The 22,411-nt window shown below is 62.7% G+C and carries 15 protein-coding genes, 5 pseudogenes and 1 riboswitch; of the genes and pseudogenes, 10 read left to right on the top strand and 10 right to left on the bottom strand.

What is annotated here, in order from left to right:
* Positions 1-2 precede the first annotated feature (2 nt).
* A complete protein-coding gene (locus tag RCH22_RS20680) occupies positions 3-2,429 on the bottom strand; it encodes a DUF2309 domain-containing protein (protein WP_327015622.1) in 2,427 nt (808 codons plus the stop codon).
* On the bottom strand, positions 2,426-3,871 hold the full coding sequence (locus RCH22_RS20675) for a proton-conducting transporter membrane subunit (protein WP_327015621.1): 1,446 nt from the start codon (positions 3,869-3,871) through the stop codon (positions 2,426-2,428). Before RCH22_RS20675 ends, RCH22_RS20680 begins: the two co-directional genes overlap by 4 nt.
* Before the next feature lie 205 nt (positions 3,872-4,076).
* On the opposite strand from RCH22_RS20675, the gene RCH22_RS20670 reads away from it, so the two are divergent.
* The 5 genes and pseudogenes from RCH22_RS20670 to RCH22_RS20650 all read left to right on the top strand — a co-directional run bounded on the left by RCH22_RS20670 (position 4,077) and on the right by RCH22_RS20650 (position 7,685).
* On the top strand, positions 4,077-4,361 hold the full coding sequence (locus RCH22_RS20670; protein ID WP_327015620.1) for a MarR family transcriptional regulator: 285 nt from the start codon (positions 4,077-4,079) through the stop codon (positions 4,359-4,361).
* Between the two features lie 190 nt (positions 4,362-4,551).
* A pseudogene (locus RCH22_RS20665) lies at positions 4,552-4,860 on the top strand (YkvA family protein); the annotation flags it as partial.
* Between the two features lie 128 nt (positions 4,861-4,988).
* Positions 4,989-5,905 (top strand): annotated as a pseudogene (locus tag RCH22_RS20660) (IS5 family transposase).
* Positions 5,906-5,945: 40 nt separating this feature from the next.
* Positions 5,946-6,203: pseudogene (locus tag RCH22_RS20655) on the top strand (IS3 family transposase); the annotation flags it as partial.
* Positions 6,204-6,461: 258 nt separating this feature from the next.
* A complete protein-coding gene (locus RCH22_RS20650; protein WP_322137520.1) occupies positions 6,462-7,685 on the top strand; it encodes an IS110 family transposase in 1,224 nt (407 codons plus the stop codon).
* A gap of 923 nt (positions 7,686-8,608) precedes the next feature.
* Here the strand turns inward: RCH22_RS20650 and RCH22_RS20645 are convergent.
* Both RCH22_RS20645 and RCH22_RS20640 read right to left on the bottom strand, forming a co-directional pair.
* Positions 8,609-9,187 (bottom strand): DUF6431 domain-containing protein, encoded by a 579-nt coding sequence (locus RCH22_RS20645; RefSeq protein ID WP_327015619.1) that lies wholly within the window; start codon positions 9,185-9,187, stop codon positions 8,609-8,611.
* A 725-nt stretch (positions 9,188-9,912) separates the two neighbouring features.
* Positions 9,913-11,057, bottom strand: a protein-coding gene (locus RCH22_RS20640) for an IS3 family transposase (protein ID WP_327015618.1) whose coding sequence is annotated in 2 segments (ribosomal slippage) — positions 9,913-10,778 and positions 10,778-11,057 — 1,146 coding nt in all. Because the reading frame shifts where the segments join, the coding sequence is not laid out codon by codon here.
* Between the two features lie 453 nt (positions 11,058-11,510).
* Here RCH22_RS20640 and RCH22_RS20635 point away from each other — a divergent pair.
* Complete coding sequence (locus RCH22_RS20635; RefSeq protein ID WP_327015617.1) at positions 11,511-13,568, top strand: glucose PTS transporter subunit IIA; 2,058 nt, start codon at positions 11,511-11,513, stop codon at positions 13,566-13,568.
* Between the two features lie 372 nt (positions 13,569-13,940).
* Here RCH22_RS20635 and RCH22_RS20630 read toward each other — a convergent pair.
* The 3 genes and pseudogenes from RCH22_RS20630 to RCH22_RS20620 form a co-directional block, all read right to left on the bottom strand.
* Positions 13,941-14,171 (bottom strand): annotated as a pseudogene (locus tag RCH22_RS20630) (IS21 family transposase); the annotation flags it as partial.
* A 39-nt stretch (positions 14,172-14,210) separates the two neighbouring features.
* Positions 14,211-14,342, bottom strand: a pseudogene (locus RCH22_RS20625) (IS982 family transposase); the annotation flags it as partial.
* 105 nt (positions 14,343-14,447) lie between these two features.
* On the bottom strand, positions 14,448-14,690 hold the full coding sequence (locus RCH22_RS20620; RefSeq protein ID WP_327015616.1) for a hypothetical protein: 243 nt from the start codon (positions 14,688-14,690) through the stop codon (positions 14,448-14,450).
* 479 nt (positions 14,691-15,169) lie between these two features.
* On the opposite strand from RCH22_RS20620, the gene RCH22_RS20615 reads away from it, so the two are divergent.
* A complete protein-coding gene (locus RCH22_RS20615; protein WP_327015615.1) occupies positions 15,170-15,520 on the top strand; it encodes a hypothetical protein in 351 nt (116 codons plus the stop codon).
* Positions 15,521-15,662: 142 nt separating this feature from the next.
* Here the strand turns inward: RCH22_RS20615 and RCH22_RS20610 are convergent, their stop codons facing one another.
* Positions 15,663-15,833, bottom strand: coding sequence for a CsbD family protein (locus tag RCH22_RS20610; RefSeq protein WP_327015614.1), 171 nt, complete (start codon positions 15,831-15,833; stop codon positions 15,663-15,665).
* 254 nt (positions 15,834-16,087) lie between these two features.
* Here RCH22_RS20610 and RCH22_RS20605 point away from each other — a divergent pair, with 254 nt between their 5' ends.
* Entirely contained in the window at positions 16,088-16,252 is a 165-nt protein-coding gene (locus tag RCH22_RS20605; RefSeq protein ID WP_327015613.1) for a hypothetical protein, read from the top strand.
* 391 nt (positions 16,253-16,643) lie between these two features.
* Here the strand turns inward: RCH22_RS20605 and RCH22_RS20600 are convergent, their stop codons facing one another.
* Positions 16,644-16,931, bottom strand: coding sequence for a hypothetical protein (locus tag RCH22_RS20600; RefSeq protein ID WP_327015612.1), 288 nt, complete (start codon positions 16,929-16,931; stop codon positions 16,644-16,646).
* Positions 16,932-17,320: 389 nt separating this feature from the next.
* A riboswitch (cyclic di-GMP riboswitch) is annotated at positions 17,321-17,394 on the bottom strand.
* Between the two features lie 700 nt (positions 17,395-18,094).
* Here RCH22_RS20600 and RCH22_RS20595 point away from each other — a divergent pair.
* Both RCH22_RS20595 and RCH22_RS20590 read left to right on the top strand, forming a co-directional pair.
* Positions 18,095-18,445 (top strand): hypothetical protein, encoded by a 351-nt coding sequence (locus tag RCH22_RS20595; protein WP_327015611.1) that lies wholly within the window; start codon positions 18,095-18,097, stop codon positions 18,443-18,445.
* 481 nt (positions 18,446-18,926) lie between these two features.
* Positions 18,927-19,916, top strand: a complete 990-nt coding sequence (locus tag RCH22_RS20590) for a sensor domain-containing diguanylate cyclase (protein ID WP_327015610.1) — start codon at positions 18,927-18,929, stop codon at positions 19,914-19,916.
* 184 nt (positions 19,917-20,100) lie between these two features.
* Here RCH22_RS20590 and RCH22_RS20585 read toward each other — a convergent pair whose 3' ends face one another.
* Complete coding sequence (locus tag RCH22_RS20585; RefSeq protein WP_327015609.1) at positions 20,101-22,200, bottom strand: transglycosylase domain-containing protein; 2,100 nt, start codon at positions 22,198-22,200, stop codon at positions 20,101-20,103.
* Positions 22,201-22,411: the final 211 nt, after the last annotated feature.

Genomic DNA, 22,411 nt, shown 5'->3' with positions numbered 1-22,411 from the left:
GGTCATCTTCCTTTCAGCGTGGCGGGGGCGGCCGTCCAGCCGTACGGGGCGTAGCGGTGCCAGGGGGTTGCGGGTTCGTTGCGTGCGATGAGGGTGATCCAGTCGTTGTCGAACAGGTTACGCAGCACCTGGTTGCGGGAGACGATGCGGCCGATGCTGTCCAGGGGCGCTTGGATGATGACGGTCAGGCGCATCGGTTCGTGGAAAAGTTGGTCGCCGAGGCCGACGGATTGCCACGGCAGGCCGCGGCGCAGGTCGCCGGTGTGGCCGGTGAGAACACCGATAGTGCCGATGGCGTTGTGGATGGTTTTGGTTCCGGCGCCCAAGGTGGCGGGGTTGAGGGCGGAGAAGTAATACTGGTGGTTGATCCACTGGGCGACTACCAAGGGTGCGGTCATGATCGTTTCCAGCGCGGCACCCTCCAGGTCCAACTCTGCCTGATACGAGTGGAGGAACACCCGCCGGTCCAGGTTGACGCCGCGGGTCATCTGACGCGGTCCGATGATCATGGCGGCGTTTCCAGCAAGACCCAGCTCTGGATACACTTCCGCCCAGTCGTGGGCGCGCCCCTGGACCCGGGCGGGCGAGTGCGGGGATGCCCCGGGCAGGTCCTGTGCGCGTTCCCTGACCAGCATCTCGGCTGCTGTGTGCTGGGCCCGGTCAAAGGTTCGCGCCACATCGACGTGGCTCGGCGGAATGAGGTGCCGGTCCAGGAGTGTCACGGCGTCGGTGACGGTGTTGTGCTCCGCCGCGATGAAGAAACTGTCGGAAGGGATGTCGATTCCACGGGCCGCCAGGAGGGCGCGTACGTCGGGGGCGTTGAAGATGGCGGCGGAGGCGCGGGCGTTCGCCGCTCCAGGGTTGCCGCCGCAGGCGCCACAATCCAACGCTGACTGGTACAGGTTGTTCATCGACTCGGATGCGTGACCGGCGAGCACGACCAGAGGGGCGAACTGGCCGATGCCCATCATCCGCACCGCGGTTTCCGCCATCGCGGCCCGCTCCTCCAGCGTGAACGCGTCGGCGACTGACACGTTGCTCGGCAGAGTGACCGTCGATGGGGTCAGGAATCGGTGGATTCGGGCCTGCAATGTCGGGGTGAGGGTGCGCAGCACGCTGACGGCGCCGTACAGCCATCCGGATACCTCCGCGAAGGCGAACGGTGTCACTGTGCCCGAGTCGGCGCGGTGGGTCGACTGACGGAGCGCGTCCCGGGTGCGACCGCGCATGATGTGGTCTTCAGCCTTCGCCGGGTCGGTCGGGTGTTCGGTCAGGTGGTGGCGGGCGGTCAGGAGGGCCGGCAAAGAATTCACGGCCCCGCGGGCTCTGTACCGGGAGAAGCGCACGGGGACGCCGAAGAATCCGGCGAACCCGAACGTTTCCACTTCGGGGAGGACCTCGATGTGACGCCGCATTCCTTCGGACCGGGGGTCAATGCACATCACTAGTTGCAGTTGGGGACGAGGGGTAACGGGATCGGTGTCCCTGAGGGACGGCATCAGGGTGGCGCGGTAGTGCAGCTCGTAGGCCTTCTGCCACGTCAGCGCGTGGTCGGGCACCGGATGGGTGGCCAAGACCCGGCTCACTGCCGCGATGTCGTCCCGGTCTCCTCGACTGCCGATCGACCGGGCAACGTGCTCGGCCCGGTGCCACAGGGTCGTTTGGGCCTCCTCGGCTATCAGGGGTTCGCGTGACGACGGGAGAGGTGTTGTGTCGAGGACGGCTTGGATGGTCAATCTCACACCCAGGTAGGAGAGCAGGTCGATGTCCCCAATCTTCTCGGCCCGCCACTTGATGTGGCCGACCCAGCCCGGCAGGTACTGGAGCTCGGCTCGGAGCGTCTCCGTAACCTCCTCCGCCGCGACCCCGAGCCTGACCAGCGCCCACGCCAGTGCGGCGTCAGGCTCGACGGGCAATTCGGCCACCATCCGGCGCGCCGTTCGCGGGAGTGACGGGTCCCGGCGGGCCAGAGCTCGCCACGCCTGGTAGAAGCCCTGCTGCTTGTGCGGCATGGCCCAGAGCGGGTCCGGGTTCAGGTAGGACGAAACCCAGGTGGCCAGGTACTCGTCCAGCCAGGGCGCCGATGATTCGGCTGCGGCGGGGGAATTCCACTCCGCACTCTTCATGTCCAGGACCGCCACGCTCACCGCGGACACGCTTTTCCCGCCGATGGTGAGCTTCCCGGCCAGTTCGGGAACACGCTCGGCCAGGGCTGCTTCAAGGTCGGCATCGACGATGCGGCCGCGGTCCGCGTCGGCAAGGTAGGCGTCTCGGGATCGGGTCAGGACCACGCCCGGGGTGGCGGCGGCCTCGAATGGGCGAGGTTCGTGGCCTGCGAGAGGGTTCACCGCGATGAAGGACTCCACCGGCCAGGACGGCACAATGGCGTGAGCGGCTGTGGCCACCTGGGCGCGAAGAATCAAATTCATGACAACACTCCTGTGGTCACAGACGGGCGGGGGATAGCTGGCGGGCGGGGAAGGGTGGTCGTCACGGTCCTGGTGTAAACGAGGTCACGCAGGTGTGCAAACTGGCGCGGGTTGCGGGAAAGCAGTTGGACCGCGATGAGGCCGACGGCGGGCAAGGCCAGTAGCCAGGCCGGACCTGCGTTGATGGTGGTCGCGGGTTCCAACGCCGCTGTGAATAACTGCAGGAGAGCCACATATCCGAACGCCAGCACCACTATCGATGCCGTGCCGGTGAGGAACGTTCGGGTCGAGAAATTGGTGCTCAGTGCTGTGCCCAGAGCAACGCTGGCGGTCACGGCAACGAACACGAGTAGAGCGGTACTGGCCGTTGACACTGCGGGGGAGAACACCCATTCGGCTGCAGACAGCGACGCCAATGGCACCAGCACCGACAGGGTCACGGCTGCAGCGAGTGTGAACGGCGAGTAGTTCTTTCGGGGTGGAAGGTCTCGGTCGACGGCGTGCTGTCGCACTCCCATGCCGGCCCCGAGGAAGAGGGTGGATTTGAACAGGGAGTGGGCGACCAGATGGAAGATTGCTGCCGCGAACACTCCCAAACCGCAGGCCATGATCATGAACCCCATCTGCGCCATTGTTGAGAACACCAACCGGCCCTTCACATCCGGCCGGACCAGGCGGGCCGCCGATGCGTAGACCAGGGTCACTGCACCGGCGACGAACACCCCGATCATGACGGCCTGGTGTGGCGCGATCGCCGGGGCGAATCGGATCAACAGGATGGCACCGGCGTTCACCACGCCGGCGTGCATCAGCGCGGACACAGGCGTGGGCGCCGCCAACGTGAACGGCAACCAACCCTGGAAAGGGATCTGGCTTGAACGAGCTAACGCCGAGATCACGAGCAGCGCGGCAAACGTCAGCTGAAGCGGCAACGGCAACGACTTCGAGACGTCACCAAGCTGGTCCAGGGGGATATCTCCTCTGGCGGTGACCAGCAGGATGGCGACAGGGATCAGGAAGACAGTGTCAGCGATCATGAACCTGGATCCGGTGCGCCGGATCCCATCGCGGGCCTGCGCAAGCGGCCGATAGGTTGCCAAGAGCAGAACGAGGGCCGCCCCCGCTCCGATCCAGGCCACGGTGAACAGGGCGACCGACCCAGCGCAGACCATCAACACGGTGAAACCGGTGAGCAGGTTGGCTGCGACGACAAACCATACCTGTCGAAGATCACCCCGTAGGTAACGGATCGCGAAGACCTGGATCAGCGCGCTGAGTCCCAGCACCAGCATCGACAAGATCAACGCCAAGGCATCCAGGTGCACGGAGGTGGACCCGAACACCACCTGCTCACTCTGGTGCGGCGCGGCAACGGATGCGATAGCGACCGTGAGAGTCGCGACGAACCCGACCCCGACTACGGTCGCCGACAGGCGGGCCACCCTGTCCCCGCTCACCCCAGCCCAGCCGAGGAGCGCGGCGCAGAGCCCCGCGATCCACGGCGTCAGGGTCACACCACCCACAACAAGCCAATCAGACATCAGCACCTCTCTAAACACGATCTACAAAACAGGAAAAACATAGCACATGTTTAATGTCGGGAATTGAGTGTAGGGAGAAGCTCGTCGGGTGGGAGATAATCAAAAGATGGCGACTTGGACGTTTCTGACCAATCACGCCCACGTGTTGCTGTGCGTGGCGGACAACCCGAACGTGCGGCTACGCGACGTCGCCGTTCAGGTCGGTATTACTGAGCGAGCGGCGCAGCGCATCGTCACCGAGCTGGAGGAGGCGGGCTACCTGGACCGCGAACGCGAAGGTCGCCGCAACACCTACCGGCTCAATACGGCAATGCCCCTTCGGCACCCCCTGGATCGCGACCACCGCATCGGGGAGCTTCTTTCTGCCTTCGCCAACACTCAAGGCCAGTAACAGAGCCGCGGGTCTAACGACCTGACTCCGCGAGGATGCGTATGGCTTGCCCCCCTGTCCTTCGTGACATGTGATCTGGGGCAGGTGGGCGAACGTGCGGCGAAAGGGTGACGTGTCCACTGTCAGAATCAGAGCATGACGTCAGCCTTCTGCTCGATGTTGCTCGACGGGCGGGGACTCTATTTTGCGGATGCAAGTCATGACATCCTGGTGGGAAATCGCTCTGGGCGTGCTCGGGGGGTTGCTCGTGCTCTGGCTGGCCCTTGTCCTGCTCCTCTGGATCGAGCGCCGCCGGCATCCCGGCGGTGCTTTGCTTCGTGACCTCCTTCGCCTTGCCCCTGACGTCGCCCGGCTTCTGAAACGCCTCACCTGTGATCGATCCGTGTCGGTTGGTGTTCGTATTTGGCTTGGCGTTCTCCTGGCCTACCTGCTGTCACCCATTGACCTGATCCCTGATTTCATCCCGGTTCTCGGCTACGCGGATGATGCCATCGTGGTCGCGTTCGCTCTCCGTTTCGCGACTCGCCGGGCAGGCATTGACGCCGTCGAGCGACACTGGCCCCGAACGCCCGAAGGGCTAGGGCGTGTCTCCTAATGTCTGGTGAGGGTTTTGGGCAGAATTGATGCATGTCTCGTACTGCCGTGTTGTCTGACAGTGAGTGGGCTCGGATCGAGCCGTTGATGCCGTCGTCGTCTGGTCGTCCTGGTCGTCCGTTTCAGGATCACCGCCGGGTGATGGAGGGCATCATTTACCGGTATCGGGCCGGGATTCCGTGGAGGGATCTGCCCGAGGTTTTCGGTCCATGGCAGACGGTGTGGAAACGTCATCGGCGCTTCAGCGGCGATGGCACCTGGAACGGTATTCTGGCCCGGTTGCTGGCCCAAGCTGATGCGGTGGGCAAGATCGATTGGGAGGTGTCCGTGGACTCGACAGTGGCATCAACACGCGACGAATCTTCCGCGCGTCACAGGGGGCCCTGTCGAATTACACGAATCTTTTGGAAGAGCCTCCTGATCATGCCATTGGCCGGTCCCGCGGTGGTGTGACCACCAAGATTCACCAGCTTTGCGACGGGAACATGCGCCCGCTCGTGGTGCTTTTGGGCACCGGGCAGGGCGGCGATTCGCCCATGTTCCCGGAGGTCATGGCTTCGCTCAGCGTCGACCGGATCGGCCCCGGACGGGCTCGCACTCGACCCGACCGGGTACTTGCAGACAAGGCCTACTCGGCTAAAGCGCACCGGGCCATGCTGCGAAAGCGAGGCATCCAAGTCGTTATTCCCGAACGCTCCGACCAGGTCGGCAACCGGAAACGCCGCGGACGAAACGGTGGCCGTCCGGTCGGCCTCGACAAAGGAGCCTACAAGCGCCGCAACGTCATCGAGCGTTCGTTCAACACCCTCAAGCAGTGGCGCGGACTCGCCACCCGCTACGACAAACTCGCCCTCACTTATCGAGGTGGAGCTGTTCTGAGCGCCCTCGTGCTGGGTCACGTTCCGCTGAGTGGTGGAGTTTCTCAACACCGTGCGGGCCAGTTGTTCTAGCTTAGGCGGCGGCGGCGGCGAGTTCGGGGAGGATCACCGCTTCATGGACACTTTCGTCGAGGGCTACAACCACACCCACCATCACACCGGCATCGGCCTGAACACGCCCGCCGACGTCCACTACGGCTTCGCGGCCGGCAAAGCCGCAGAGAGGTCCGCGACCCTGGCTGAAGCCCGGGCACGGAACCCGGAACGCTTCAGCACCAGCGTCGATCCCAAGATCCTCACCACCCCCGACACGGCCTGGATCAACAAGCCCGCCCAAGCACAAGAAGACGAGCCGAAACTAGCCGCCTAACTCACGCTGGCCCCATTCACCTTGACGGTGATGATGGAAGTAGGCCGTGGAATGGTGTGACTCCAACCTTGACTGACGCTTCTTGAAGCTGTCCTTAATTTGATCCGTCCACCGTTCCGCGGCTTGCATCAAACGCATTCGCCAGGCGGACATGACCTAATAGGAGCTTGACCAAGAAGTCCCATCACCGTCTTGTCTGCCCACCTGGCGAACGCGAGTCCACCCTGTTACTCGAGCGTCAGAGGAGCTATTCCCATCATGACAAACGACGACATCAGCGTCATCGCCGGCATCGACACCCACGCCGACACCCATCACGTCGCCATCATCACCAATTACGGCAAACACCTTGCCGATAAGAAGTTTCTGGCCGTGGGATCCGGCTACCGGGAAATCGCCGAATACATCACCCGGTATGGACCGGTGATCGCTGTCGGCGTCGAAGGAACAGGGTCCTACGGTGCTGAATTGACCCGGGTCTTGATCCACGAGGGCTTCGAGGTGAAAGAGGTCAACCGGCCCAATCGCCAAGCCCGACGCATCCACGGCAAGTCCGATCCGCTAGACGCCTACCAGGCCGCCGAATCTGTCCTCGCCCAGCGCGGCACCTCTACACCAAAAGCCCGCGACGGTAACGTCGAAGCCCTCCGGGTGCTGCGCACCGCGCGCACCAGCGCGATGAAGGCACGCACCGCGGTACTAGCGCAGATCAGCGCCGTACTGACATCGGCCCCAGAGAGTATCCGGGCCAAATATCGGGGCAAGACCAGCGAATCCCGTGCCAAAAGCATGGCCACCTCGCGCCCGACCGGAGACATCACAGACCCCCTCGTCGCGACCGCCGTCACGCTCAAACGCATGGCCGCCCGCCATGCCTACCTCACCACCGAGATCGATGACTGCGACGCCGAGCTCGCCCGCATTATCGCCGAGCACGCCCCAGCCCTGACCCTGATCAAAGGTGTCGGCACCGCCGTAGCCTCCCAACTGCTGGTCACTATCGGCGACAACCCCGAGCGCCTGACCACAGAAGCCCAATTCGCCGCATTGGCCGGCGTCGCACCGATCCCTGCGTCATCGGGCAAGACGACACGGCACCGGCTCTCCCGCGGTGGCGACCGCGCCGCGAACTCCGCGATTCACCGCATCGTTCTAGTGCGCATGGCGAAGGACCAACGCACCCAGGATTACGTCGTCAAACGCACCAGCGAGGGCAAAGGCAAGAAGGAGATCATGCGCTGCCTCAAGCGCTACGTCGCCCGCGAAATATACCGCGTCCTGCAAAACCCACGGCCCGGCCTGCTAACCAACGACCTGCGTCCACGGCGCCTCGCGTTGCACCTCACCCAGACCGCAGTAGCACTCGAGCTGAGCGCCTGGCCCAAAGCCATCTCGCGCATTGAACGCGGCGCCACCCAAGATCGAGTCCTTTCTGAGCGCTACCGCACATGGCTCAGTGAACAACCCAAAGTCAGCGCTTGACAACAATAGGAGCATCAAATTCCGCGACGCGGATGCGGTCGGTGACATCGGTGAGTTTGAGTTCTCCCAGCAGGTTGAGCAGGGCAGACTGGTCTAGAGCCATCGTGTGGTGTCCTTCGTGAGTTCTTTGATCGGTTCTCACTGACCATCCCACGGTGGCTCTTCCTGTTGACGAAGCAACGCTCAAGAGCGGGAAACCACACCACTCACCGGGACGTAACCAAGCAGATTGTCGCTCGTCCCGTATGCCCAGAGTTCACCGACATTCACACGCCGATTGAAGCCGAATGACCCCACAACCGCTAGAGCCAAAGCCAGTTGTTTTTTGGACATCTGGTCGCTCTTCTCACACCCGATCACCAATTCGGAGCAGACTCATGGCATGGACTACCTCATTACGCCGAACTGTCCCAAGTGCGACGAGCCTATGCTGGCAGTCGACGATAACTGGTGGTGCGTAGATTGCCTCAAGGCTGTGCGTCCCGACGAATGACTCTTCGGGGGACCAGTAGGACTCAGGTTCCGGACCCGGCGCAGGTGGCGGATTTCCGCCACCTCGAATGTCTTTTACCATGATGTCGCCGCGCACTCCCATAATCGGCGCGATAGCCCTTGTCCTCATCCCTTGCGCGTGAAGCTCGGCAACGAGTTCCTGCAGTGTGTCCCGTTCTAGCCGCATCGGGGTATTCCCCAGTATGTCCGCGAGGTAAGCGCCGCTGAACACAACAAAGCACGCCGACCAAGGGGATTTGGTTGTTGTCCGTCACGTTGGATGACGATGAGGCGTCATCCAATTTGACGATGAGTTTTGAGGGTTTCGTCGGCACGGTGACGTGGTGATCGTCAGCGGTGACGTGGGAGATGTCACGGTCGTCACGATGACGGCGACTTTCGGGCGTGCGCGAGCGCACCGGCGCGGGTTCTCAGGTGCGCAGGGGTGGGGGCAGGAGTCGGCCGCGGGTGAACATTCCGATCAGCGTCCACGCCGGCAACGGGCAGTCCCAACGCTTCTGGCAGGCCAGTGCCGCGCCGGCGAGGAGGTTCAGTGCGTCTCCAAGCGTGGTCGGCCAGACCAGCTCGCGGTTCAGGAGGTCAGGATCGGCACGGTACGCGTGCTGCACGCTCTGTTGATGCAACCAGCCGGCGTGTGGCTCTCGTGCCCGCCGGAGCCAGCGGCGCACCGTGGAGACCGGGCGGTCCAGCTGGGCCGCGATCGTACGATGCCCGTCGCCGCGGGCCTTCGCCGCCAAGGCCGTGCCGATGACCTCTGTCGTGTCCGCCCGGCGCAACACCAGTCCGGCGGGCAGCAGCACGTGCGTGGCCGCGCACGAGAAGCAGCGGGCGCGGCGGGGGCGCACCGTGACCGGTTCGCCGCCGAGGCTACGCACCCGGCGGACGCGGCCATACCCGTGCGGGCGCAGCGTCCCGGAGCAGCCGGGGCAGCCCAGCTGGCCCGCGTCGAGCAGGGCCTCGGCCTGCTCCGGCGAGGAGACGACGATCATCGGGTTTGGTTCCGTTCTGCTGCCACCAGGTCATGTCAACAACTCTTGAATACCACAGCCGGCGGGGGAAGGGGCCACCTCGTGTTGAAGATGCGGCGGCCGCCGTCACCATGGCGATCGGGCCGGCCACGATCAGCGCGACGACCCCGGTCCGAGCGCCCGTCCCCGACCAGCGCTGCTCGTCACGATGATGCCGCCGATGGGGACAAGCCCATCGTCAACCAAAGTGACGCCCAACTCCGGCCTCATCGTCAAACAAGGAGACTCGCAACAATTTGGTCGGCGTGCCTTATTAAGCGTACGTGTCGAAGTTGTGACTTACCCGGCGTTCTGCACTGAGATGCTGAGTAAGCCGTCCGAGAATTGCACCCCTCGATGGTCGCGAGGCGTGCATCGATGGACTGCGCCCAGAAGATGATTATCTGGCGAGCTTAAAAAATAAGGGTGCGGCTACGCGGCCCGTTTTGGTCGCAGTGCGCCAGTTGTTGAGGGTCTGGACCACGAGGCCGGTCTTGGACGCGACCTCCTCCACAGAGAGGGCCTAAGGGCCCAACCCTGCGTGAGGCTGCACGGTGGCTGTTGTCGCGCTGCGATCTCTTTAACATACCGTTCAAAGTTCCTCACAGAAAGACACGTCACACGGTGGCTCTAGACCAGTCTGCCCTGCTTGACCTCCTCTCGGAAGGGACTGCCCCGAGTTCAGTTGACTCAAAGGGTTAGTGGTTTCAGGCGGCTTTGAGGGCCATGTTTATTGTCTCAAACTCGATCGGGGTGAGCTTGCCGAGGCGGCGTTGACGGCGCTTGCGGTGGTAGGTCCGCTCGATCCAGACCACAATCGCGAGGCGTAGTTCTTCTCGGGTTGACCACCGCTGCCGGTCGAGGACGTTCTTCTGCAGCAGCGCGAAGAAGGACTCCATCGCGGCGTTGTCGCCGCACGCGCCGACGCGGCCCATCGAGCCGGTGATGCCGTTGTTCTTCAGTACCCGGATGAAGGCGTTGGACCGGAATTGGGACCCGCGGTCCGAGTGCAGGATCGTGCCGTCGATGGTGCGCTGGCCTATCGCGTTCCGGGCCGCTGCGACGGCCAGGGACGCCTTCATCCTGGAGTCGATGGAGTAACCGACGATCTTGTTCGAGTAGACGTTTTTGATCGCGCAGAGGTAGATCTTGCCCTCGTCGGTGCGGTGTTCGGTGATGTCGGTGAGCCAGAGCTGGTTCGGGCGTGTCGCGGTGAATTTCCGCTCGACGAGGTCGTCGTGGACGGGCGGGCCGGCCTTGCGCGTGAGGCCGCGTTTCTTCGCGAACACGGACCAGAGCCGCTGCTGGGAGCAGAGCCGCCAGACCCGGTTCTCGCTGGCGCTGAGGCCCGCCTGGTGGAGCTCGTCGGCGATGAACCGGTAGCCGAACGCAGGGTCGTCCCGGTGGGCATCCCAGGCGGCGTTGGTGATGTGGGCGTCGTCCCAGTCGCGCTGGGAGATAGGGTTTCGCTTCCACTGGTAGAACGCTTGTTTGGAGAAGCGCAACACCCGGCAGGTCACCGTGACGGGGACACCGTCGACGGCCAGTTCGAGGACCAGCGGGTACATCATTTTGGGTTGACGTCCCGGGACAGATACGCCACGGCCCGCCGCATGACCTCAGCTTCCTGCTCGAGCAGCCGGATGCGCTTCCTGGCATCGCGCAGTTCCGCGGATTCCTTCTCGGCCACGCCGGGCTTGACGCCTTCCTGGACGTCGGCTTTCTTAAGCCAGTTCGCCAGGCAGGACTCCGAGATCCCGAAGTCCTTCGCGATCTGATTCAGCGGGGCTTCGTGCTTCCGGGCTACCGCGACAACATCGCGGCGGAACTCGGGTGGATAGGGCTTGGGCATGATGACATCATTCCAGCGAAGACGAATCTCCACAGGTCAGGAGTCAACCAAACCGGGGGCAGTCCCCAGCGTGCAGTCGTTGCGCTATGACGGCCCATGGGGAATGCTTTGGGAACAAATTTTGCCCATCGACGTCGACGGCGATGGCGACGACGGTTGCGGCACGCTGCGACGGGTAATCCACGTCCCATCGCGTTAAAAACACGCCGCGAAGAGGCGTTGGTTCGGGGGGAGCTCAGGATGTAGACCACGTCGGGGGCGTCGGCGTTTTCTTGCGCGTCAAGTCCGTCCTAAGCAGGTAACCGAGTTCGGTGCAGTTGAGTGCAAAGCCGTTATCATTGCTAATGATGTGTGGAGTTGACACGATCTTCTTGGCCGGACTACGGAGTTCACGTTGAGCTGCAGGCAAGTGGAACTCGGCACGTTCCGCATCCATATCGTAAGGAGATCAAGGTGGCGTCAAAACCTGCTGCAGACATTGTTCAAAGTATTGGAGGTGCCGGGAACATCGTGGGCCTCACCCACTGCGCCACCCGGCTTCGCTTCCAGCTCAAGGACGCATCCGGAATCGACCAGGCGGCCGTCGAGGCCATCCCGGTGGTTCTGGGCGCCGTTCCCCAAACCGGCGACCGATACCAGGTCGTTATCGGCGGTGCGGTTGAGACCGTATACAACGAGATTTGGGCGCTACCCGAAATGAAGAAGATTAGTGCCGGCGACTCCATCGCTGACATGAAGGCCGCGGGGAAGGCGAAGGGTCCGCGCGGAAAGTTCGCCGGGCTCGACACGTTCTTCGAGGTTCTGTCGGACTCGTTCCGGCCGATCCTCGGTGCGCTGCTGGGCGCGTCGCTGTTCATCACATTCATGGCCTTGATGGCGACCCTCGGTGTCATCCCGGCCTGGAACGCGCCCGGCGTGACCCTTGATCCGTCCTGGCAGTTCGTGAACCTGATGTGGCAGGGCGTCTTCGTCTTCCTGCCGCTGATGGTCGCATACAACGCCTCCAAGCGGATGGGCGCCGACCCCTGGGTCGGCTTCGGAATCATGGCCGTCGTCATGCTCCCCGGCTTCACAGCCCTGGGCAAGACCGATGGTGCGGCGTCCGTCTTCGGCGGCCACGCATCCGTCGTGCAGATCTTCGGACTGCCGCTGACCGTATTCGACTACAGCTCGCAGGTGTTCCCGCCGCTGCTGATGGCCGGAGTGCTCGCCGCCCTGACCGTGCTCCTGAAGAAGATCATCCCGTCCAGCGTCCAGCTGATCTTCGTGCCGTTCATCAGCATGCTCATCATGATCCCGCTGACCGCCTTCCTGATCGGCCCGATCGGTGTGTACGGCGGAGCCGGACTCGGTAACTTCCTCAAGTCGATCAACGATTTCTCGCCGTTCATCTTCGCGGTCGTCATCCCGCTGGCCTACCCGTTCATGGTTCCGCTCGGCCTGCACTGGCCGCTGAACGCGATCATGCTGCTCAACATCCAGTCCCTCGGGTTTGACTTCATCCAGGGCCCGATGGGCGCCTGGAACTTCGCGTGCTTCGGTGCGACCGCCGGTGTGCTCTTCCTCGCCATTCGCGAGAAGGACCGCTTGATGAAGCAGACCGCGACGGGCGCTCTCGCTGCCGGTCTCCTCGGCGGTATTTCCGAACCGTCTCTCTACGGAATCCATCTCCGCTTCAAGCGCATCTACCCGCGCATGCTCATCGGTTGCCTCGTCGGTGGCGTCATCATCGGGCTCGGCGGCGGCGTCAAGACCAGCGCTTTCGTCTTCACCTCGCTGTTGACCATCCCCGCCTTCAACAACATCCCGCTGTACACGATCGCCATCGCTGCAGCCTTCTTCACCGCGATGATCCTCGTGATCCTCTCCGGCTACCAGACGCCGGAGCAGAAGGCGGAAGTTGCCGCCCAGGTCGACGCCGACGAAGCCGCGGAGAGCAAGAAGGCCACAGCCGGTTCGCACATCGCAGCGCCGGTCCTCGCTACCGCGGTAGTCTCCGGAACCGGTGCCGCAACTGGTGCCAGAACGGGCTCGGCGACCGCACTGGCCACCCTCCTGGCCACGATCGGTTCGCCCGTCGCCGGTATCGTCGTTCCGCTCGACGAGGTTCCTGACCCCGTGTTCAGTAAGGGGATCGTCGGGCCCGGCGTCGGAGTGGATCCGACAGGGGATACCGTCTATGCGCCCGCTGCGGGCAAGGTCCTCGTCGCCCAGCCGACCGGTCACGCCTTCGGCTTGCTGCTGGACAGCGGCGTCGAACTGCTCATCCACGTGGGCATCGACACCGTGAACCTGGCCGGCAAGGGCTTTGACGTCAAGGTCGCCGCGGGCGACCGGGTCGAAACAGGCACCCCGCTGGTGACCTTCGACCGCATGCTGATCGAAGCGGCGGGCTACTCGCTGGTGACCCCGGTACTCGTTACCAACGCCAAAAAGTTCGGTTCGATTGACCAGGCAGCGTCTGGCCATGTTGAGGTCGGAAGCCCACTCATCAAGGTTGCCGTCAAGTAAGTCTCTACACGGCAGCGGCACGTCACGGCTCAGGTTGGGCAGAGAATCTCTGCCCAACCTGAGCCGTTCCTTCGTAGCCCGGGTAGGCCGCAGTCCCGCAGCCGGCCCCTCAAGGTTCGCCTACACGCGTTCGTGGCGGCCAACGTCGGTGCGGAAAGTGCGAAAAGGGCGGACGTATCGACCGCGACATACACGGCATCCATTGGACTGTGATCATCGCGGTGGTGATCGGCGCAGTGGTGCTCACCCGCACGCGCGGGGCCACGCGATCTTGGCTGTTGGTGGTTCGGGAGAGCGTCCACCTTCCTGGGGCTTCGGTCGTCCGGCCCGGTGAAGCTGAGCGTCTGCATAGTGGGCGGGCTCTGTGCGGGCCGGCTGCGCGAAGACACTCTCGCGGACACTGCGGCCGGGGAACAAGACCGCATACACCTCGGCCTCGGGCAGCGTCGCGAGGTCATCCCAGCCAAGCCCCAGTTGCTCTGCCGCATCGAGCACCGCTTGGATACTGTGCCGAGATACCCCCTGAGCGGACTCGATCGCTCGTCGCGACAGGCCCGGATTGCGCAGCTGCAATATCAGCTTCGCTTTGATCTTCCGTACCATTACCGGTACTCCTTCCACCATGTGGCGCTCACATGGTGGAAGGAGCTCGACGTCGTTGAGGGCGGGTTTGCGCCCGGGATGACTGTCTCGGGAAAAGCCCAGCGCGGGCATGATCCGATCGTCGAGATGCACGTAAAGTGTGGTCAGGAGGGTGTTGAGGTCAGTTTTCACACACAGGGTTTAACACCCTCCGCCTGCGATTAAAAGCGGCCACGCGGGACTATTCCGATCCGACTTTCCCGAAAACGCGAAGCCCATCAAATAGGACTCACTCATCTAGTTGGGAACGTCCGGTTCGGCCGCAGCATCGTGCACGTCTTCTACGTACTGGTATGCGATCGGCTCTTCGGTCACATGCCCCAGCTTGAATACCCGGCGGACAATGGCGTCTTCCTCATCCACCTCGAGGGTGACTGTCTGTTGGTAGTCGCCGTCGACGAAGGCCAGTTCTCGTTCCGTGCCGGACGCGATCGGGTTGGCACCATAGAAGATGGCGCGGTAGGTGGACTTCTCGTTCATTGTCTTCCCGTCTGTATCGGTCCGGTCTTGCCGTTCGGGTTGCCCCGCCACGGTCGTCGGCTCGCTGCAGACAGACCAGGACACACCGACATTTTTGCACAGGCACCGCAAGAAAACTCCGAATGGGCCGAACCTGCGCAGAGCGAACCGGGAAGCACCACGGTGCCGCTATCGCTCGCTCGCTGCGGCGGGGATGAGCGTGATGATGAGGCCGAGGACTGTGACGATCCTGATTCCAGTTGGGGTAATCCACCAAGGGAAACTGTGAGCACGTTTGCGTTCCTGCGGTATCCACCCGTCTATAGGGTGCGCTGCCGCGACCCGAAAAGCGCTGAAGGAGATTAGCGAAAGTGTGCAGGGTCGTGGGCTCCGGCCCGACAGAGAAACAAGGCAAAACTCTGGGTGTTGATAGTTGGCCCGGATGCAGCTGCTTATCAGCGCCAATAGGCCCGAATTCTGATTTCCGGCATCGTTGATGCTTGATTAACTCGCTGACACCACCCGTGCTCGTTGGCGGACGCATCGCAGAGGTCGGTGCCAGCGTCGGGGTTGCAACCATCACGCCCAGAATCCGCATCAATGAACTTGTCCATCAAGCCGATGTCGCAATGTACGCGGCCAGTAGCAACGGCGAAGTCCAGGGCTACCCTGCTGGGCTCTTGCGCATCGATGCGAAAACAACGGCAGTGGGCCTCGCCTTGCATAGTTGCATCACCGGCGACGTGCCAGACAACGAGACGACAGAACGAGAGGGCGCGGACAAGTTTGATCCCAATCGTGTTGGCGAGTTCACCCGAGGGCCACTCAGCGCGCAGTCATTTCTTCACTGAGAAGTACGAAATGTTCGTTTCAGGGGATCAAAACCTCCCATAAACCCCGGGGCTCTGCAGGTGGCCTTGATCGGTAGCCGGTGCCCCGATACGGGCTGTTGCTGGTTGCGGGTATCGGGACCGGCCCTGAAGAGCTTCGGCTTTACTTCAGGGCGTCTTTGACGTTCTCACCGGCCTGCTTGAGACTGCCCTTAGTGTGATCGGCTTTGCCCTCTGCTTCGAGCTTGGGATTGTCGGTTACCTTCCCAACAGCTTCCTTGCCTGTGCCCACGACTTTCTCGGTCGCGTTCTTGATTTTGTCCGTACCACTCATGATCGGTTTCCTTCCGGTTCAATCGAGCTTTTTCGTAATAGTAAACCCGTCCCACGAACGAGACACGGGTGAGCGCGGGCAGGTTTCACGCCGCACCCTGAATTAACGACTCGGACTGTCACGTCACTTCGTAGATATCCGGGTCGGCCGGCGGCGATCGATCGTGTTCTGTACCGGACGGGAACGCGAGGCAGTAACGGCGGTGATATTATCGGGTCATCACGACGCATTCGTGAGATGAAAGGCACGGCATCATGAATCTCCTTCTTATTGTCATCGCCGTAGTCGCCGTGGTCTTGCTGATCACGGGCGGCTTTGTTCAGTCTCTCCAGTTCCTTCTTTGGGTGGGCATCGTTTTGGCGATCATCGCCGTGATTCTCTTTCTCGTCCGCTCCATCTCCGGACGACGTAGCGTCTAGCACCAGCTACACCCATTGCCCGTCAGGGCCGTTTTTCATGAGCCGCCTGATGAAGTGACCGCGATGCTCGTGAACGTCATCTGAGCGCATGCTCGTGTGAACTTCCAGGAGCCACCCTCATGCCTAGGCGATGGGTCGACCTATTCGGGCCAGCACCGGGCAGGTTGCAGTCCTCGTCGCTGGCGCGACAAGCTGTTGCGGTTCGGCCGGCCCGATCAAGCCATGGTCTCCAGGTCGGGACTGCACAATACGCAAAGCCAGAAGCATCTTCTGTATTAGGGGTGCCGGATTTGCGCAGTCGGAATGCCGCGCAGAAGCCGGGCACCGGTGAATCATGGGCTTCGACCAAAGATCGGTGGCGAGTGCAGTCCGGGACGCCGGCAACATCCAACTAGATGAGTGTTCTGGTTGTTTTCTCTGACAGGCTGCGGTCAATGATGGTGGATGGTGAGTTCACGAAAGACGATATCGCTCCCTCCAGACTCGGGAAGACAGTGCGCTCAACCGGGTCGAGGAATTCCATCACCTCATAGTGGCCGTGGTTCTTGTTGATGAAGCCAACCAGGCTGAGAGCATTGTTTCTGGCGATGCGGCGGTCGATGACTCTCCACTGACACCCAGACAAAGCTCGGACCTCGATGTCCTCAGAGGTGCGGGTCTGCAATCGGCCGGCGATCATGATGCTTCCTCTCCTCAATCTGCCCGTGACGATAGTGCGCCCGTCTGATCGTTTTCTGGACAGCCGATTCGGGTGCCCGTTTACAACGGCCAGAAGTCGAGGGTTCCAATGCCAGAGGTCGTTCTTGGGTTTGGGTCGAAGTGGCCTCGTGGGCGGCCGGCCCCCGTTCAGTGCGACGGTTTAGGTGTCACAGGTTGGGTTTTGGAGCTTTCTTTGTGTTTGTGTTGATCGGCCGGGCGACTGCCGGGGCGGCACCGAACCAGAGAATTCTGGTTTTGGGTTTCGTCGAGTCTTCTGGAAGGGCGGGTTGGGGCTTTTCGTGCGTCTCTGGGGCGGTGGGTTTGGCGGATCGGAGGAAGGGGAAGCTCATTTCGTGTAGGTCCTAACCATTCGGTAGGCCGGCTGGCCCGAGGGTCCCGTGCCTTTGCGACCCCGTCTCACGGCGGGTGTGCCTTGTGCGATTGACGTTCACGCCCGTCTCGCCGGCAGCTGAAAGCCACCTGATTTGAACGTAGCACCCCGGGTTTGAGGCGAGTGGCCCCCTAAAGGGGTGTGTCCTTGCCCGTGTCCTCGAGGTCATCGGCTTCAGTGCGGTCTTCGTGAGGTGGGGAAGTGCCGGCGGGAGATCGGGACTGATCTGAAGACTAGTGCTGCGCGCGAGACGCAGCAGGATCGCGCTGATCGTTTTGCTGGTGAAGCGCTGCCGGCGAGGTCGCCCGGCGACCGGGAAGCGGCGGCGTCGAGGTGGCGGACACGAACAAACAGGGACGCCCGCAGGAATGCACCGCCGCGTTTGCGTCGCGTAGGTTCCAGCTCGACCATCTAGCCACGTATGAGGACGCGATGACTCGAAACGGGGGCGGCGCGTATCTGCGGGAGCAGGCGGTCAAGCTTTTCGCCGGAGTGAATGACCGCCGGGCGCTCGGACCAGCCGCGCGCGGGCCGGGACCGCTTTTCTCACTCATCGGACGATCGTCACGCACGACGATCAAAGAAGGGCGGACATCATCGGGGCCTGATTCTCGCCTTCCGTCAAACAGCGGACGAGCGCTGGGCCAGTGGCCTCAACTCACCCTGATACGTTGGGGGGCTTGGCGCGTTTCGGTTACTTCGAACATGTCAACCCACTTTTCTAATGATTGATATGAGTTCAAGGTGTGGGTATGAGACGAATTTCGTTCAGCGGCGCCTCGTTCCTCACGGCAGATCGAATCGCCGACGCGCTTGTGAGTCTTTTGGTTGTGCTCAATAGAAAAAATAGGTCCGTGGTCGGGCTCATCCCGGTGGTATTGGTCAATGGTGCTGTCGTGACGGCAACGTTGCTCCTCGGACCGGCACATGCTCTCATTGCCGTCCCGGAGGAATCTTTGTGGCCTGAACCCGATGCTGCGGATACCGTCACGCACCTTGAGCGTCTGGGCCAGGCCGCGTCCGCAGAACAGACAGGATTTTCAGAAACGATTGCTATCCCAGATTACGGATGGAGCGACCCGGACTCGCCTGATTTCTGGTAGTGCCACACATCCGCAGCCCGAAAGTGAGGCCCGAAACTGGTCCCGTTCTCCAGTTGATGAGGACGGTTTGGTTCGCGTGGAACGGGGCCTCGGTTTTGATAGGTGTTGAAAGTTGCTCTCGCTAGAGAGGTTGGGGCCCTATTTTCGGTTGGCGTCAACATCAGCCGCGAATCGGTCTACGCGTACCTGCGAGCTGAGGGGTGAACGTGCTTGATGTCCGGTTGTGTAGATGACCTTGATCCCAACTCGGTTGGGATGACGTGGCTGAGATGCCTGATGGCGAGGTGTACCTGGCGTTGTTTCCCGTCCGCGGGGTGCGGGAGGGCGTCTTCCTGCTGCCGGGCTGGGGCCAGGTGTACCCAGAGCTGGCCCGGGTCATCCGGTGTCGTAGAATTAGGGTTCGTGAAGATCGACCAGGAGTGTCCGGGGGAGCCTCGGTGAGCCGGAGGATTTCGCCGTGACAGTGTCAGTGAAATCGCCCATGGATGACTCGGACCGATTCGATGGTGTGATCACAGGGGTGCGTGATCCGCGCCGGCTCAAGGCTGTCGCCGACGCAGACCTGCACGGGTCCTTGGCTGACCCTGATCTGGATGCGGTGGTTGCCACCTTGCGCCTGGCTTGCGCGGTACCGATGGTCGTCGTGAACATCGTCAGTGCGGACCGGCAAACCTACGCGGCGGAGGTTGGTCTCGGGGCAGAATGCACGTCAGTACCGGACGCACTGTCCTTTTGTGCGGAGGTAGTTGACACGGGTCGGGCCATGACGGTCTCCGATGCCGCTGCCCATCCCATCTACTGCCAGAACCCGATGGTACTTAGCGGCGTCATCGGTTCATACGCGGGCGTCCCGCTTATCGATAACGGCGTGGTTTTGGGTAGCGTGGCCATCTTCGACCACCATGCGCGGGTGTTCTCCGCTGACGTCCTGGACATTCTTCGTCACCAGGGGAAACTGGCTGGGTCTGTGCTCGCACTGCGCCGCTCGGCCCGCACGGACGCGCTGACCGGGTTGCCCAACCGTGCCCTTTACGGGGACCGCCTCGCGGGGGCGCTGGCCAGACTTGAGCGCAACGGCGGAATGGTCTGCGTGATGTACCTCGACATCGACGACTTCAAGATCATCAACGACACTCTCGGGCACGGTGGGGGCGACGACATCCTTATCGAGCTGGGGAGGAGACTGTCCAGCGTGTTGCGCCCCACCGATACGGTGGCGCGCTTTGGTGGGGATGAGTTCGTGATCCTCTGCGAAAACTTCGGTGGCGTCGGCGATGCCGAACAGTTGGCGGCTCGGGTCGTGGCCGCTACCGCCGAGCCATGGGATGTCCAGGGCTGGTTTATGCCTGTGCACGTGAGCATTGGATTCGCCGTGACGGATTCTGCCACAACAGAGCCATCGGCATTGCTTGGTGACGCTGACACCGCTATGTACTTGGCGAAGAAGGTTCCTGGCTCCATGTCGGTATAGGCACCCAGTCGGCGAACAGAACTACTATGGCCTCAACTCACCCTGACGTAGGGTGTGGCCGTGATCCTCACCAGCCATGACGCTGGCGGGCGCAAGGGGTGGGACCCATACCCGAACTCGCTGCGGTCTGATCGGAAGCACTGACCTGCACGGTGTCGAGCAGGTCCACTACTCGGTCCACTCCTCAGCGGGACGAGACCAAAGCATCTCCGCCGTACTTAGCGTTAGCGACGCTCATCACGGCTGGCCACATCCGGTGCCGGGCTGTGGCCGCCTGTACGGTTGCGCGAGATGCGCCCGGAGCGCGCAGGTCGTCGAAGTAGGTGGTCCGCTGGTCGGTGTCGTGCCCGGTGACGCTCATCACGCCGACGATGGTCGCGACCTTGCTGCTCGCGCCGCCCATCCAGGTGTCCTTGTTGCCGTCTGTGGTACCGGTCTTACCGATCATCGGGACCTTCGGGCTCGTGGCCGAATTGGAGGCGATTGCGGTTCCGCTGGTCATGACCTGTTGCATGGCGGTCGTCATGCCGGCCGCGACGTTGGGGTCGACCGACTGGTGGCAGTCGCTTGTCGGCGCAGGGAGCGTGGTTCCGTCGGAGCCGGTGATGTGGTCGATCACGATCGGGCTGCAGGTGGTGCCCTGGTTAGCGATGCCTGCGAAGGCGACCGCCATGCTCAGCGGTGCAACCTCGTTGGTGCCGAGCACCGCTGAGGCACCCTGCTCGAGCGGGCCGCCGTCGGCGCGGGTCACGTCGAAGGCCTCGGCCGTCTTACGGATGGCACACAGGTCGAGTTTCTTCGCCATGCCGATGAAGCCCGTGTTGATCGACCCGATCGTGGACTGCAGGGCGCTGTAGTTGGCGCCGGTCTCGGACGACGAGTCGTTCTTCGGGTTGTAGCCGGGGAAGCTCACGGTTCCGCCGGTGGCGCAGCTGTCCCGGAAAGTGCCCCAGTTCGACTTGATACGGGAGTCGACCCGCTCATTGAGGGAATGGCCCTCGGTCAACCACTCGGCGAGGGTGAACACCTTGTACATCGAGCCGGGTTGGAACCCGTGCGAACCGCCCTGGTCGACGTTGGTGTTGTAGTTGATGCCGGTGTAGTTCGCTCCGGTGGCCTGGACGGCCGGGTCCTGGCTGTAGTCCTTGTTCTGCGCCATGGCGAGCACCTTTCCGGTGCCGACACCGACGCTGACGATCACGCCACCGACGTCCCAGCCGGGGAAGGTGTCGGGAACGTTGGCCTTCATCGTGGCCTCGGCCGCCTGCTGCATGTCCAGGTCCAGGGTCGTGTACACGTTGAACCCGCCGCGACGGAAGTTGGCCATCCTGGTCGTGTCATCGGTGCCGAAGACCGGGTCGTTCTGCAGGGTGCTCACGACAAGGTCGCAGAAGAAGGCGCTGCCGCCGGCGGTCTGGCAGCCGGTCGAGGGCTCGTGGATGCTGGGCTCGATGGCCGAGGCGACCGCGGCATCGTGGTCGGCCTGGTTGATCTTGCCGTACTTGAGCATCTGGTCCAGTACGTAGTCGCGGCGGTCCTTGTTCGCGGCGTAGCCGTTCGCTGCACCGTTGGTCGCGCTGTCGGGCTGGTCGAGCTGGAACTTGACTGGGTTGTTCACGATCGCGACGAGGCTCGCCGCCTGCGGCAGCGTCAGCGTCGCCGCGGTCGAGCCGAAGTAGTACTCCGCCGCGGACTCGATGCCGTAGACGGTGCCGCCGAAGCCGGTGATGTTCAGGTACTGGCGGAGGATGTCGTCCTTCGCGTACTTCTTCTCCACGCCGATCGCGAGGCGCATCTCCTTGAGCTTGCGGTCGGGAGTGGTCGCCGTGGCCGCGTCATAACAGTCCGACTTCTTCTGCGCATCCGTGAGCACTTCGCACTTCTGCACCAGGACGTTCTTGACGTACTGCTGGGTGATCGAGGACCCACCGCGGGTGCCGCCGCCCCCAAGGGTCGAGACTAGGCCGCCGACGGTGCCCTGCAGGTCGATGCCGCCGTGGTCGTAGAACCGGGGGTCTTCACCGGAGGTCGCGGCGTCCTTGACGAACTGGTTGATCGCGTCCGAGGCGACCTCGACGCGGTTCTGGTCGTAGAACGAGGCCAGGAGATAGGGGGCACCGGTGCTCGTGGTCGCGTAGATATTGCTCTTCTGCGAGAGCTGGTCGATCTTCAGGTAGTCCGGCAGGTTCTCGAAGACGTTGATCGTGTTCGTGGCAGCCATGCCCGACAAAGCGAGAGCGGGAGTGACCGCGGCAGCAACGAGGGCACCGGCCACGGCGCTCATTGCGATAAAGCCGAGGAACCCGCCGAACCTGCCGAGCGACCCGAGGCACCGTTCCGCGGATGTCTTCGATGGTTGTTCCCGCGGCTTAGACATCTCTGGCGTCGCCACGAGCGACTCCCCAGCCTGTTAAGTGCATACAACGCACATCCCCCCAAGGTTTTCACACACGTTCCTGACCGCCCATGCGATGAGCTGGGAACCTTCCTCGATA

Source organism: Cryobacterium sp. GrIS_2_6 (assembly GCF_035984545.1).
Classification (GTDB): Bacteria; Actinomycetota; Actinomycetes; order Actinomycetales; family Microbacteriaceae; genus Cryobacterium.
This window is presented reverse-complemented; position numbering and strand designations above follow the sequence as displayed.

Coding starts and splice junctions, on each gene's coding strand:
- RCH22_RS20600 (WP_327015612.1), bottom strand. CDS start 16,931: ATGATCGCCGGCCGATTGCAGACCCGCACCTCTGAGGACATCGAGGTC.
- RCH22_RS20585 (WP_327015609.1), bottom strand. CDS start 22,200: ATGAGCGCCGTGGCCGGTGCCCTCGTTGCTGCCGCGGTCACTCCCGCT.
- RCH22_RS20645 (WP_327015619.1), bottom strand. CDS start 9,187: ATGATCGTCGTCTCCTCGCCGGAGCAGGCCGAGGCCCTGCTCGACGCG.
- RCH22_RS20610 (WP_327015614.1), bottom strand. CDS start 15,833: ATGAGTGGTACGGACAAAATCAAGAACGCGACCGAGAAAGTCGTGGGC.
- RCH22_RS20670 (WP_327015620.1), top strand. CDS start 4,077: ATGGCGACTTGGACGTTTCTGACCAATCACGCCCACGTGTTGCTGTGC.
- RCH22_RS20680 (WP_327015622.1), bottom strand. CDS start 2,429: ATGAATTTGATTCTTCGCGCCCAGGTGGCCACAGCCGCTCACGCCATT.
- RCH22_RS20605 (WP_327015613.1), top strand. CDS start 16,088: ATGAATCTCCTTCTTATTGTCATCGCCGTAGTCGCCGTGGTCTTGCTG.
- RCH22_RS20650 (WP_322137520.1), top strand. CDS start 6,462: ATGACAAACGACGACATCAGCGTCATCGCCGGCATCGACACCCACGCC.
- RCH22_RS20620 (WP_327015616.1), bottom strand. CDS start 14,690: ATGAACGAGAAGTCCACCTACCGCGCCATCTTCTATGGTGCCAACCCG.
- RCH22_RS20595 (WP_327015611.1), top strand. CDS start 18,095: ATGAGACGAATTTCGTTCAGCGGCGCCTCGTTCCTCACGGCAGATCGA.
- RCH22_RS20590 (WP_327015610.1), top strand. CDS start 18,927: ATGGATGACTCGGACCGATTCGATGGTGTGATCACAGGGGTGCGTGAT.